Source organism: Arthrobacter sp. TE26545 (genome assembly GCF_056279005.1).
Window position 1 is genome coordinate 1,081,550 of sequence record NZ_JBWBQM010000001.1, and the last position, 13,853, is coordinate 1,095,402.

Annotated in this window: 9 protein-coding genes; 5 read left to right on the plus strand and 4 right to left on the minus strand. The window is 67.4% G+C overall.

Annotated elements, in window-relative coordinates:
• Positions 1–68 precede the first annotated feature (68 nt).
• Positions 69–2,831, plus strand: a complete 2,763-nt coding sequence (locus tag ACZ9CK_RS04820; protein ID WP_476049387.1) for a PKD domain-containing protein — start codon at positions 69–71, stop codon at positions 2,829–2,831.
• Positions 2,832–2,932: 101 nt separating this feature from the next.
• Here ACZ9CK_RS04820 and ACZ9CK_RS04825 read toward each other — a convergent pair whose 3' ends face one another.
• The gene (locus tag ACZ9CK_RS04825; protein WP_476049388.1) at positions 2,933–3,967 is read right to left on the minus strand and encodes a right-handed parallel beta-helix repeat-containing protein; all 1,035 of its coding nucleotides are present in this window, start codon (positions 3,965–3,967) and stop codon (positions 2,933–2,935) included.
• 799 nt (positions 3,968–4,766) lie between these two features.
• On the opposite strand from ACZ9CK_RS04825, the gene ACZ9CK_RS04830 reads away from it, so the two are divergent.
• Complete coding sequence (locus tag ACZ9CK_RS04830; RefSeq protein WP_426302605.1) at positions 4,767–5,345, plus strand: acyltransferase; 579 nt, start codon at positions 4,767–4,769, stop codon at positions 5,343–5,345.
• Positions 5,346–5,396: 51 nt separating this feature from the next.
• Here the strand turns inward: ACZ9CK_RS04830 and ACZ9CK_RS04835 are convergent, their stop codons facing one another.
• From ACZ9CK_RS04835 to ACZ9CK_RS04845, 3 genes are read right to left on the minus strand one after another with little or no spacing between them, the layout of a single operon-like run.
• Positions 5,397–6,329, minus strand: a complete 933-nt coding sequence (locus tag ACZ9CK_RS04835; protein ID WP_476049389.1) for a glycosyltransferase family 2 protein — start codon at positions 6,327–6,329, stop codon at positions 5,397–5,399.
• Positions 6,326–7,858: a lipopolysaccharide biosynthesis protein gene (locus ACZ9CK_RS04840; RefSeq protein ID WP_476049390.1), complete on the minus strand. Its 1,533-nt coding sequence runs from the start codon at positions 7,856–7,858 to the stop codon at positions 6,326–6,328. Before ACZ9CK_RS04840 ends, ACZ9CK_RS04835 begins: the two co-directional genes overlap by 4 nt.
• Before the next feature lie 5 nt (positions 7,859–7,863).
• Entirely contained in the window at positions 7,864–9,033 is a 1,170-nt protein-coding gene (locus ACZ9CK_RS04845) for a glycosyltransferase (RefSeq protein WP_426302608.1), read from the minus strand.
• A gap of 232 nt (positions 9,034–9,265) precedes the next feature.
• On the opposite strand from ACZ9CK_RS04845, the gene ACZ9CK_RS04850 reads away from it, so the two are divergent.
• The 3 genes from ACZ9CK_RS04850 (at position 9,266) to ACZ9CK_RS04860 (ending at position 13,713) form a co-directional block, all read left to right on the plus strand.
• Positions 9,266–10,795, plus strand: coding sequence for a tyrosine-protein kinase domain-containing protein (locus tag ACZ9CK_RS04850; RefSeq protein ID WP_476049391.1), 1,530 nt, complete (start codon positions 9,266–9,268; stop codon positions 10,793–10,795).
• Positions 10,796–10,903: 108 nt separating this feature from the next.
• Positions 10,904–12,124 (plus strand): O-antigen ligase family protein, encoded by a 1,221-nt coding sequence (locus ACZ9CK_RS04855; RefSeq protein ID WP_426302610.1) that lies wholly within the window; start codon positions 10,904–10,906, stop codon positions 12,122–12,124.
• Positions 12,121–13,713, plus strand: a complete 1,593-nt coding sequence (locus ACZ9CK_RS04860) for a glycerophosphodiester phosphodiesterase (RefSeq protein WP_476049392.1) — start codon at positions 12,121–12,123, stop codon at positions 13,711–13,713. The genes ACZ9CK_RS04855 and ACZ9CK_RS04860 overlap by 4 nt, the downstream gene beginning before the upstream one ends.
• The last annotated feature ends 140 nt before the right edge of the window (positions 13,714–13,853 follow it).

Sequence of the window (13,853 nt, forward strand, 5' to 3'; positions counted from 1 at the left end):
GGTCCTTGCTTTATCCATCGAGAAAGGTCATTCCGATGTCTCGGGGTAAAGGTGCACGGCCCATTGTCATGGCGCTTGCAGCGTTCGCGCTGGTTATTTCGGGAGCCGTGCTGGCTGCGCCTGCGCTGGCAGACTCCGCGCCGATTAATCCGAACGATCCCAAGACACCGGTGACCGTCACAGCAGACAGTCTTCCCACGGCACAGCATGACGGCGTCGCCTGGCAGGCTGTCACTCTGGGCAACACCGTCTACGTGGCGGGCAGTTTCAGCAACGCCCGGCCGTACGGCGCGGCTCCCGGAACCCAGTTGGTGTCACGCAGGAACCTCATGGCGTTCGATCTCACCAGCGGGCTCCTGAAGTCGAACTTCGCGCCTGTCTTGAACGGCCAGGCCCTCTCCATCGCCGCTTCGCCGGACGGTTCGCGGATCTACGTGGGCGGCGATTTCACCACCGTTAACGGAGTGCAACGGAACCGGATCGCCGCTTTTGATCCCAGTAACGGAAGCCTCATTTCCTCCTTCGCGCCCAAGGTCGCCGCCAGTGTCCGGGCGATCGTGGCCAGCAATTCCACCGTCTGGTTCGGTGGCACGTTCAATGCGGTGGGTTCGGTTGCCCGGAACCGGCTGGCCGCCGTCAGTGCTTCCAACGGCGCCCTGCTTCCTTGGGCTCCAAATGCCGACGGTGGCCGGGTCAATGCCTTGGCCTTGTCTCCGACGGCTGACCGGGTGGTGGTCGGCGGCGCCTTCACCACGCTGAACGGGCTGAACCGCCCCGGCTACGGGCTGGGCATGGTCAATTCCGCCACCGGGGCCACACTGGCCATCCAGGTCAACGACGTGGTCCGCGACGCCGGCGAGGACTCGGCCATCCTCTCCCTCTCCACGGACGGCAGCCAGTTCTACGGCACCGGCTATATCTTCGGCACCGGAGGCAACCTGGAGGGCACCTTCGCGGCCAACTGGTCGGACGCCAGGATCAAATGGATCGAAGACTGCCACGGCGACTCCTACTCGGCCTTCGCGAACAACACGGCGGTCTACGTGGCCGGGCACCCGCACTACTGCCTGAACCTTGGCGGTTTCCCCGAGACGTCCCCGCGCACCTGGCACCGGGCTGTTTCCTTCAGCCGCGCGGTGACCGGAACCCTCACCAAGGACACCCAGGGCTACCCGTCCTTCACCGGGCAACCTGCACCCTCCATGCTCAATTGGTTCCCGGACATGGACACCGGCACGGCCAGCGGCCAGAGCCAAGGGCCGTGGTACGTCACCGGCAACAACAGCTATGTGGTGATGGTAGGGGAGTTCAAGAACGTCAACCAGAGCCCGCAGCAGGGCCTTTCGCGCTTCGCCGTCAAGGAAATCGCCCCGAATGACCAAGGCCCGCGCGTCTCCGGCGCTGCTTTCGTGCCAAGCCTCAGCAGCCCCGGTGCAGGGCAGGTCCGTGTGCAGTGGCAGGCCAACTGGGACCGGGACAATTCGAACCTGACGTACACGGTGCTGCGCAACGGCAATCCCGTGTACAGCGTCTCCCAACTGTCCACGTTCTGGCAGCGGCCCACCTTGGTCTTCAACGATTCCGGCCTTGCGGGCGGTACGCAAAACTACCGCATCCGGGTCCAGGATCCCTTCGGGAACACGGTCACGGGGGACACCCGCAGCATCACCATCACCGGGACCACCAATGAACCGCCGGTGGCGAGCTTCACCAGCAGCACCAACCTCCTGACCGTCAGTGTGAACGCCTCCGCCTCCTCCGACCCGGACGGCAGCATCAGCAGCTACACCTGGGGATGGGGCGACGGCGGCACCGGCACGGGCGTCACCGCCCAGCACACCTACGCGGCGGCAGGCAGTTACACGATCAACCTCACCGTGCGCGACAACGGGGGAGCAGCCACCAGCACCTCGCGGCTGGTGACGGTCAGCGACGGAGCCAACCAGCCGCCGTCGGCCGCGTTCACGGTTTCCGCCAACCAGCTCAGCGTGACGGCGAACGCCTCCGGCAGCTCCGATCCGGACGGCACCATCAGCAGTTACAGCTGGAACTTCGGCGACGGCGGCACCGGCACCGGAGTAAGCGTCCAACACAACTATGCGAGCTCCGGGAACTACACGATCACCCTGACCGTCACGGACAACGACGGCGCCACCGACGTTGCCGCCCAGACCGTCACCGTAGCGTCGGACCCGGGCGGGGCGCTCGCTGCCGATGCCTTCGGCCGGACCGTGGCGTCCGGCTGGGGGACGGCTGACAGCGGCGGGGCCTGGAGCGTGGCCGGTTCGCTGTCCTACTACTCCGTGTCAGGCGGCGACGGACGGATGAACATGGTTGCGGGCCGCGGCCCCTCCGCCTACTTGGGCAGTGTGTTCAGCAGCGCCTCGGACACCACAGTCACGCTGAGCCTGGACAGGATCGGCAATGGCGGCGGAACGTTCATGGGAATCATCGGACGCAAGGTAGGCACTTCCGAATACCGCGGCAAGGTCAAAGTGGACGCGGCCGGGGCGGTCACGGTCCAGCTGAGCAGGCTCTCGGGGAACACCGAAACCACGCTGGGGCAGTTCGTGACCGGGCTGAGCGTCACGGCAGGCCAGCAGCTGCAGTTGCGGGTCCAGGCGACGGGCACCTCGCCAACAACGTTGCGGGCCAAGGCCTGGCGTACGGGCACGGCCGAACCCGGCAGCTGGCAGCTGAGCACCACGGACAACACCGTGGCGGCCCTGCAGGCCGCCGGAAATGTGGGCCTGCTGGCCTACCTGTCCGGCTCGGCGACGAACGCACCCGTTAACGCCTTGTTCGACGATTTCACGGTGCACGCCGGATAGGCTGCAAGCCGGTTAACGGCAGAGTGCCCTGCCAGCGCTCGATGGGCGTTGGCAGGGCACTTCTGTGTTCCGGGGCGCTCCGGGTTCCGGAACAGCGGCCGCTAGCTGTCGTAGCGGATTCCGAGGTCGCGGCCCTCGGCGAGGTACACGTTGTTGTCTTCCCAGCGGTTGATGAACAGGCCGGTGACCTTGCTCTTCGCGCGGCTGATGATGCGGATGGGGTACTTGGAACCATTGCCGAAATCGAACTGATTGCGGCCCAGGAAGTTCCGCTGCACGGTCACGACGATGTCCGGGTACTTGCTGCCGACGGCGATGTTGATGGACGTCTGGCCATCGTCCACCCAGTTGCGCTCCACCAGCACGTTGGCAAGTTTGGCGACGTTCTGCTGCAGCATGATGGTGCAGCCGCCGTGGGTGCCGCGCGGGCTCGGGGCGCTGCCGGCGCCGGTCACGATGGAGCCGACCACGGTGTTGCCGACGATCCGGATGTTCTCGCCACCCTGGACCTGGATGCCGTCGTTGTGGGTTCCGTCGCTGTGGGCGGGATCGTTGCTCCAGTAGGTGAGCTCGTTGATGTAGTTGCCTTCGATGACCACGTTGGCGTAAACCGAGCCGCCGGGGCGGTTGAAGACGCCGATGCCGTCGTTGCTGCGCTTGATGCGGTTGCGGCGCGCGGTGAATTCATGGCCCACGATGCCGTCACGGTAGTAAGACGGACGGTCCGGGATGATGGTGCAGTCCTGGACGAGGAGGTTGTAGCAGTAGGCGCTGTTGGCGTCCACGACTCCCGTGTTGGCCGACGGGATGTACTTGCCGCCGCGCAGGCGGCAGTTGCGGATGACCACGTTGCGGGCCCGGACTTTGATGTCACCGTAGATGTCCAGGTTTTCCAGCAGGGTGCCGTCCCTGGTGATGACCAGGTCGGCGCCGCTGGTGTTGTAGGGGGTAAGGGCGGTGCCCGTGATGACGCCGGTGTTGGCGCTGGTGGGCTTGTAGGTTCCGGGGATGAGGTCCGAACGGCTTGCCGCGGTGGCAGGAGCGGCAACGGCGTAGCTCGCAGCGACGGCTCCCACGACGCCTGCGGCGCCGAGACCGAGAGCCTTGCGGCGGGATAGTTCAATGCTTGGCTTCAAAGTTCATTCCTTGCTTCGTAGTGGGCGTCCTGGAGGACCGCGGCACACCCAGCGGCCGTGGAAGTCCGGATTGCCCGGGAAAAAATGGAGCGCTAGCCGTTGCAGCGTATTCCGCTGCGATAGGGCTGCGATAGTCCTGGCGGGGCAATGCGAGCGTGTCGCATCGGAAGACTTCCCGGAAGACCTCGACGGGTGCGTTCATGCACCCCGGGTGGCGGGAAGGGACTGCGTGAGCCGGTGTCGATGCCTTCGGACCCTTGAGTGCGGTGCAGGCTCCGTGGAGCCGGCCCGCAAGCGGGTGGACGGCGGGCATCGCGGCAGGCTTCGGCCGGGTGTTCGCTCGTGGCGGGAGGTGGATCGCCATGGTTGTTGCCCCTGCGTTTTCGGACTCCGGGCACGGGGAAACGCACCGTGGGACCGGGCTGCAGAGCAACGCCGGGCCGGCGAAATGTGCGGTGCCAGGCGTGGAGCAAACCACAGCTTGGCGTTTCCCGTAGGCATCCCCGACCCCGGCTAACGAAAAACCACGCTAGTGGAGCCCGGACTTTTGTTGCAAATCGGTAACGGCCGAAAACCGCTCCTGCTGCGATGGTTTCGACTTGGTAACGGTGCTTGGCAAAGGCGCGACACGCCGCGATAATCACCGCCATTCCGGGAATTTTGTGAGAAGGCTGGCGGCGGCCGGAAATGTGACGAAAAATTCTTTGACCCAAGACACCTCGAGGTTCTTTTGGCTGTGTTCGGGGTCACTTCTGCGGGCTATTGTGGGTGCACGGACGGCTACGCAGGGAGGACCGTGGTGGCTTTCGCCAGGAAAGCATTCGCAAAGTCGCGGCGCTGGCGGAGGCGCCTCAGGGGAGAAGCCTTCGCCGCCTGGGTGCGGCTCTGGGGCGGTGCCGCAGGCCACGGAATCCTCCTTGACAGCCGGCTCAGGCTTAGGCACTTGCCGCACAAGGGGTGGTCGCTCGGGGACGGGATCTACTTCGGCGAAGGCGTGATCCTGGACATCCGGCCCGGGGCCGTGTTCAGCGTGGGAGCCCGGACCAAGCTCATGCATTACGTGATTGTAGGGGCCGGCGAAAGGGTGGAGATCGGCGACGACTGCCAGATCGCGGAGCTCACCTCCATCCGGGATTCGGATCACGGCGTAGACGTGGCCGGGCTTATCAGCACCGCTCCGATGAGCAGCAAGGCGATTCGGATCGGAGACAACAGTTGGGTGGGCCGCGGCTCTGCCTTGATCTCGGGCACGGAGCTTGGCTCCGGCGTCGTCATCGGTGCAAACAGCGTGGTCCGCAGCCACATTCCGGACAACAGTATTGCCGTGGGCGCGCCGGCCCGGGTCGTGCGCCAGCGGGACGTTCCGGGAGTCAACTAGCGGGAGCCTGGGACGGCGGATCTCCCTGCACCGTGGCCGCCGCCCCGCGGGCTACTTCCGCTTGTATTCGCTGTACACGTAGCCGAAGGCCCCGGACGCCATCCCCGTTCCGCGGGCGATAGTGCGCAGCCCGCGCGCCCGCAATGACATCGACCCGGTGACCGTCCCGGCGAGCAGCCGGGCACTGCCGCCGGCGACCCGAACCGCTCCGGACACCAGGTGCCGGCCCCGCACCAGGACCTTTTCCGCAGCGTTTTCCGCGAGTTCAAGACTCACCCTCGCCGCCGAGTTACCGCTTCGAAGCGCCCTGCGGAGCACCCACTCCCGGGTCAGCCGGGACACCGGCACACGGTCGATGACGGCGGCCTCGTCGCACCACAGCATCACGCCGCCCAGCCTGACCAGCTTGCGCGTGAACAGCGTGTCCGAGCCGCCGCTGAGTCCGAAGCGTTCGTCAAAACTGAGGCCGAAGGCACGGATCTGCGGAAGGTCCAGGAGCAGGTTGTTGGTTGCGGCCACGGTGAGGCGGGTGCCGGTCTTGAGCCTGCGCCGGTCGAAGAACCTGCCCTCCTGGATCCAGCGTTCCGGGGTCCTGGCGTACTCGCTCACCACCGGACCGACGACGGCGGCCGCACCGGTGGAGCTGTGCAGGGACACCAGGGTGCGGAGCCAGTTTTCCGTGGGGACCTCGTCGTCGTCGATGAACACCAGCACGGAGTCCGCCGCAGACTCGGCCAGGGCGCGGTTGCGTGCGGCTGCGATCCCCGGACGCGGCTCGTGGACATACCGCACGCGCGGGGAGGCAAAGGCCTCGACAGCGGCCCGCGCGCTACCTGCCGGGTCGTTGTCCACCACCAGGACAGAGGCTTCGCCACCGACGCCTTCCAACTGTTCCTGCAGGCGCGGAATGGCCAAGGCCAGGTCTTCCGGGCGCTTGTACGTCAGGACGGCGACGACGAGCGATCCTGCGGGGTCCTGGCTCATGGTTCCTCCTTCGCGAGGGACTGCTGTCCGTCCTGCCGGGAGAAGAGCGTCCGGGCTTGGGAAAAGTACAGCTTCAGATGCTTGCGGTGGAACAGGAACAGGGCGGCAATGTGCACCGAGACGAAGAGCGGCAAGCCCAATGCAAGGAGTGCCGGCGCGGGGAGCTGGAGCAAGCCCAGCGCGAGGTAGGCGGCCGCGGCCCAGAGGGCTGCGTGCACGGCTGGCAGGATCACACCGAGCTGCTGTCCCACGGTGAACCCTGTCAGCCGGGACTGCAGGACCAACAGCACCGGGGTCAGCAGGAACCCGGCCGCCACCAGGCCGAAGGCGACCCAGAACAGCCCGAACTGGAGGCCGGTCACGATGCCGCCAACCTGTACGAGCGCGGCGGTCACCTCGTAGCGGACGATCAGCTTTCCTTTGCCGAGGCCCTTCATCAGGGAGGGCGTGATGTAGAAGATGGTCTCGCGGGCGCCCCCGATCGCGAGGATGCTCACCAGGGGCGCGGCCGGAAGCCAGGCATCGCCGAGGACCAGATGGACCAGCGGGGCCGCGGCACACGCGACAAAGGCCATCAGGGGGACAACTGACATCGCCAGGATGCGCATTGCACGCGAGAGGTGCGCGGCCACCATCGGCGCATCCCCTGCGGCCCGGGAGAACGCCGGGAACATGATGCGGTTGACTGTCTGCCCCACGAGCTGCACCGGCACCACCATGATCCGGTAGGCCATGCTGTAGAGCGACAGCGGGAGCACCCCCAGGAAGCGGCCCACCACGATGTTGTCCACGTTGCGCGAAAAGTACGCCAGGAAATCCGTGAAGAACACGCTCATGCTGAAGGCAAGCAGCGGCCGGACTTCGCTGAGGTGGAAGTTGGGCAAGGGCCCGCGGGACGCCAGGAGCAGCAGCAGGGCGGTGAGCAGGTCGGTGGTGATCACCTGGAAGGCGAGTGCGTAATAGCCCGCGCCCAGCAGCGCGGCGGTGATTCCCGCCGTCGCGCCCGCGGCCGCCGCAACGATGTCCGCCCGGGCCACCTGGCGCAGCAGGAGCTCGCGGGACAGCATGGCCCGCGGCGTGATGGCCAGGCCCTTGAGCGGAATCGCCACAGCCAGCGGCAGGAGCAGCGCGGTGACTCCCGGGGCATGGAAGAAGCCCCCCGCCCACGGTGCCAGGAATACCGTGACGGCGCCGATCAGCACTGCGAACATCAGGTTCACCGTGGCAGTGGCCCCGGCTGCGCGGCGGCTGACCTCGGGCCGCTGGATCAATGCTGAGGACAGGCCTTGGTCAAGGAAGAGGGCGGCGAACGTGGTGTAGACGGTGGCGGCGGAAATGATGCCGTAGCTTTCCGGGCCCAGAAGCCGTGCCAGGACCACCGCGCACAGCATCTGGAAACCCTGCCGTGCCAGCACCGCCGAAAGGCTCCACCGCACTCCGCTGACTGCGGTCCTCCCCGAGAACGCCGGTGTCCCGTCCCCTGGGGGTCCGGGTGAGGAGGCCTTGGCTGCGGCGGGATGGCGGTGCATGACGGTTAGCGCTTCCCGCTCCGGACGCCGACGGCGGCGGCAACCTGCCGGGCCATGTTGTCTCCGTAGCCTTCCGGGCTGTGCCGATCCCGGGCCACTTGCGCGTCGGCGAGAGCGTGCTCCCGGTATTCCGGCCAGCCGTCCCGCAGGGCGGACAGGGCCTCCGCAAGGGCTCCCGCGTCCCCGGGCTCGACGAACTGTACCGAGCCGTACCCGCCGGCCGCCTCACGAAGTCCGGAGGTATTGCTGGCGATCACCGGCCGGGCAGCGAGCAGGGCCTCGACGGCAGTATTCCCGAACGGTTCATCCAGCCGCGAAGGCACCACGGCAACGTCCGCCCCGGCCAGGAACGGCCACACCTCGCCCTGGAAACCGTGGAAGGTGATGAACTCCGCCGCGTCCGCGCGTGCTACCTGTTCCCGCAACTGTTCTTCGTACGCTTCGTTGCCGGGGAATACTGCACCTACCAAGGACAGCCTGGCCCGAACGCCCCGGGCACGGAGCCGCAGCACGGCGTCGATCGCCACGTCCACCCCCTTGCGGTGCGAAAGGCGCCCCAGATAGACCACGTCCAGGCCGCCGTCGAGCTCCCCGCGCGCCGGAACAACCGCATCCGGTCCGGGCACCCCGTTGTATACCACCGTCGCCCGGCCCCGCAGCCGCGGGAGGGACGCGGCAAGGGTGTCGGCGCTGAAGCTGCTGTTGGTAACGATGCCCCTGGAAAGCAGGAGGGGGAGGGCCAGGGCTGCCCGCAGGGGGCGGGGAGCGCTCGATTCGGCCTCGTGGACATGCGTGAGGACCGGGATCCCGGACAGCCGGGCCAGGACCGTCCACAGGGGCACGGTGATGGTGTTGGCAAGCACCAGGTCCGGGCGGCTGCCGCGCAGCAACGCGACTCCCGCAAGGCTGCCGCGCACCGCGGCCGCGGCGAGCTTCAGCGCTCCTGCAGGTGAGAGGAAGCTTTTCCGGAGCACCGGCGTCGGGCAATACACCACGTTGACGCCGCGCGCATGCAGGCCCGCCACCAGCGGACCGGGCGCGGGAACGGTCACCAGAACCCTGGCGCCATGGCGCAGCAGCCCGTCGACCGTTTCCAGCAGGACACGGTCCGAGCCATAAAGATCGGCGCTCGGATGGGCCACCAACACTGAGGGCCGGGGTTCGGAAGTGCGCACTTTTCTCCTGTCCGCACGGGCCGCCCGTGTGGTAGAAGCTTAGGACCGCCGGAAGCCTTTTGCCAGCGGTTCAGGGCGCCGGGGGCACACCCGGCAAACCCCCAGCTGGGAAGCCTTCCGAAGCGGCCCGGGGCGTTCAATAATGGTGCGAACAGACAAGGCAACACAGACAAGGCATCGGGACCGGACCGGCGAGCGGAACAGCCCTGGAAGCCACCTTGGGGGCGGCTCTTTGGAACTGTCAGAGTATCTCCGCGCAATAGCACGCGGCTGGTGGATCGTGCTGGTGTGCGCCGTGGTCGGACTGGGTGCTGCCTGGGTGGTCACGGAGAACATGCAACCGCAGTACCAAAGCACGGTCCGCTTCCTCGTGGTGTCCCCTCCCATCACCGGCCAGTCTGCGCTGCAGTCGGACGAACTCTCCCGCGGCCGCATCGCCACCTACGCCGCCTTGGTGAAGAACGACCTCTTCGTGGACCGGCTCCTGAAGGACAGCGGCATCCCTCTTGACGGCGCGCAGGCCCAGGAAGCCATCAGTGCCTCCAGCGACCGGGACACCCTGCTGCTCACCGTCGTGGTCACCATGCCGGACGCGAAGCAGGCCGTCGCCACGGCAACGGCCATCGCCAAGAATTTCGGCCCGGCCGTGAATGAACTCGAAGAGGGCCGCAAACCGAACTCCGCCTCGCAGACCGTGCTCAAGGTCGTGTCCGGCCCCACCCCTGAAGACGCCCCGGTGGCTCCCCGGGTGGGCCTGAACCTCGGGCTGGGCCTGTTGCTGGGCGTGGCTCTGGGCATCGGGATCGCCGTCGGCCGCCGCCTGATGGACCACTCCCTGCGTACCCCCGAACAAGTCGAGGCCGCAACGGGCTTGCCGCTGCTGGCGCGCATCCCGCTTGCCCCGGCCGCCCGCAACCTTGACCGGCTGTTGGGCCGCCGTCCCGATTCCCTGGTGGATGAGGCCGGCCGCCGGCTCCGCACCAACGTTGACCACCTGACCCAGTCCCAGCATCTGCACTCGGTGACCGTCACCTCCGCCACTGCCGGGGAGGGCAAGACGACGGCGGCGTTCCTGCTCGCGAAAGCCTGGGCCGAGTCCGGCCATACCGTGCTGCTGCTGGAAGCGGATCTCCGGCGCCCGGAGATCGCGCTGGAACTGGGGCTGGCGAAGACCACCGGACTTTCGAACGTCCTTTCCGGCCAGCTGCCCTTGGACAAGGTGATCCAGCGCACCGCCTTCGAGGGCCTGCACGCGCTCGGTGCGGGCACGGTTCCGCTGCAGCCCACCGAACTGCTGGGCAGCAAGCAGACCCCGCTGGTGCTCGCCGCGCTGAAGGAACGGTACAGCCGGATCGTCGTGGACGCCACGTCACTGCAGCCCCTGAGCGACGGCGCCATGATGGGCGCCCTCACGGACGGTGTGGTCCTGGTGGTGCGGCACGAAAAAATCACGAGACAGGTACTGGCCTCCGGCATCGAAAACCTCCGGGCCGTCGACAGCCGGATCCTCGGGGTCGCCCTGAACGCCCTGCCGGACCGCCTCGCCGAAGCCCACCGGCGCGGGGGACCCCGCACCCGCCGCGCCCATCGCGCGGAGACCGTGGATCCGGGCCGCGTGCGCGGCTGGCCGGAGCCCGGCGCGAAGGGCCGCGCCGGGACCGATGCCGGCCCTGATCGCGGCCGAGCGGACGACGGCGGAGCCGGGAACTCCTCCACGGAAGACCCGGACGGGGCGGCGCTCCCGCCGCCGCGGCGCGGATAGCGGTACGCCATGGTCAAGCTGGCCCTGTGGATCGTTTGCTGTTTCGGCTTTGCGTGGTTGTTCCGCCGGCGAATCCGGTGGACTTTCGCAGCGGTCCTGGGGCTGTGGATGCTGGTCCCCACTGTCGGCAGTCCGCTGATCACCGGAGTGGACAGCGGCTCCCTTTCGATGCACGCCGCAAGCTGGCTGATCTTTGCGGTCTTCATTGTCCGCTTGGCCCACGACCCTGTTTCCCTGCGCCAGGTGCTTGGCCGGGAGTTCTTCCTGTTCATGGGGCTGACCCTGGTGGTGCTGGCGGCGTTCCTGGCGTCCCGGAGCTCCCAGGAAGGCGGCGGCATGGTACTGCTGGTGGACCAGATCCTGGCCCCGGTGCTGTTCTTCCTTGTCCTCCTTTCCGCCGCGCTCACGGATCCTGACCTCGTGACCGCGCTGCGGACCATGTTGCTCACCTTGGTGGCCGTGACGTGCGTGATCGCCCTGGTGCAGTGGCTGACCCACAGCGTGCTCTTCTACGAGGAGGGCTTCCTCACGCAGTACTGGTTCAATCCGGAAACCGACCGTTGGATGGGCACCCTGGACCAGCCGCTGGCCCTGTCCTTGGCCATCTGCGTGGCTGCCCCGCTGGTCGCAGGCCTGAAGCACAACCTTCTCCAGGCCCTGCTGCTGATCCTGATGATCACCGGCGTGCTGGTGACCCAGTCCAGGGTGGGCCTGTTCGTGGTGGGCTTCTCGGTGGTGGCAGTGGTGCTCTTCGCCAAGCGCCGGGTGTGGGTGAAGATCGTCTTCCTCACAGTGCTCTCGGTTGCCACGTGGTTCATAGTGCAGTCGCCGCTGGTGGCAGGCGTGGCACAGCGACTGGAGGACGACACGGGCTCGGCCGAGGCCCGGGCCCGGGCCCTGGAATACTTCGTGGCGCACTGGTCGGACTACTTCATCGCCGGACAAGGGATCGGCGCCAGTTACCGGGTGGCGGTGCAGGGCGGCCTGCAGACCAGCTTCGAGAACCCCCTGGTCATGTACAGCATCGACTTCGGCATCGTGTTTGCCTTGCTCTACTTCAGCGTCATGGCCTACCTGGTCCTCAAACACGCGCCCCGGCACCATTTCCGCGGCCTCACTCTGGCCGGGCTGCTGGCGGTGGTGGTGCCCCAGACCTACAGTTCGCTGGCCACCCGTTCCGCTGCGGCAATTGTGATCTGGACCGTCTTCGCCATGCTGGTCATGGCAGGCGACGAGGTGGTGAGGCAGGGGCAACTCCTGAAGGCCGCCCCGGAGTTCGCGGGAGATACGTCCCTTCCGGAGCCGTACCGGGCAGGTAGGAACTTATGAGCGGCAGTGCAGCGGGCGCTCCCTTCGGGCGCCGCGGCTTCCTTGCCCTGGCGGCACAGGGTGCGTTCGCGGCCGGCAGCGCGCTGGCCGTTGGAAGCGCACTCACTGGCTGCGGAGGCTGCCCGCAGCCAGGCAGCACCGCTACCGCCGTCCCCACCCTGGCACCCGTACCGGACGTCCCTTTGCAGCCCGGCGGACCGTACACCATCAAGGACCTGCTCTCCACGAAAAGCTTCTATATCGCCCACCGGGGTTCCGGCGACAACTGGCCCGAACACACCATGCGGGCCTATTCGGAGTCAGTGGCACTCGGCCTGAAAGCGATCGAGGTGTCCGTGTGGGCCAGTTCCGACGGCGTGCTGCTGTGCCACCACGATGCCAGCACCCTGCGCACCAGCGGCCAGGATTTCCAGATCCCCGCCACTCCCTACGCGGCTTTGGCCCAGCTCAAGGTCGATGCCCGGGCCTGGCTTGGGCCTGCCACGCCGCTTGAGCCCATGCCCCGGCTGCGGGACGTCCTGGACGCCTTCGCCCGCAGCCACGTGATCTTCCTGGAGGACAAGGGAGGCACCAACGCCGACGCGATCATAGCGATGCTCCAGGACTACCCGGACAGCCGTGAACACATCGTGTGGAAGCAGCCCGCCATGTCCCCGGGCCATATTTACGCCCGGCAACGCGGGTACACCACCTGGGGCTACTTCACCGGCAAGGAGCTGGACAGGGCCGCGGAATTCCAGGACCGCCTGGACCTGCTGGGCGTGCCCACGCTGGCCCCGGAAGCTCCGATACGGCAGCTTGTGGCCATGGGGAAACCGGTGATCGCCTGGGAGGTGCACCGCAGGTGGGAGCGCGGCCGGCTGCAGCGCCTTGGCGTGCGCGGCATGATGTGTTCCAACGTGCCCTATGTGCTGCAGCGGCTGGCGCCCATGGCGACGGACAGCCTGGGCGAGGGCAGCCGGGCCGCGGGGGACCTGCCGTGGAAAGCGGACAGCGACTGGGCTGAGCAGCCCGCTTTCGTGGACGATGCGCTGCGTTTCGGTTCCGCTCCCGGATCCTACACGGTGGGCTCCATGGCACCGTTGGCCGCACCCGGCTGGCGGCTGGACGTCGAACTCCGCTGGCCGGAAGGCGCAGCGTCCGGCGGGCGGCGGGCAGGCATCGCCTTCGCATTGGGCGACGATTCCCCGGTGGCCCCGGCTCCGGATGGCGGAGGGCAGGCGGCGAGCCAGGGCGGGTACCGGCTGGACATCGCGGCGGACGGTTCCCTGGCCCTTGGCAGGACTGACAAAGGGCAGGGCCAGCCGGCGCCCCTTGCTTCCGCTGCCGGCGGGGGAGCAGGGGAAGGCCAGTGGTTCCAGGTCCGAGTGGAAATGGCGCCGGTGGGTATCCGGGTGAGCGCTTCGGTCGACGGCGGACGGGGCTGGAGCGCGCAAAGCAACGACACTGCATTCCACGGGGGCTATTTCGCCCTGCTTGCGGGGGCAGGTCCAGGGGGGAACGGTTCAGGGGGCGACGACGGATCTCCGGTCGAGTTCCGGAATTTAGCCGTGACGGCGCTCAGCGCCCAGGAGATGTGCATCGCCTAAGTGAGCGGCGCCTAAGTGTCGCCGGGGCCGTGGGATAATTAGGATCAGTGAGTGTGACGTAATTGGCCCGGGCTTCTTCGTTGGAGCTGCTCTTCCGAGCGCGGGCCGCGCCGCATGCCCAAACAGGTCCACCCAGGAGT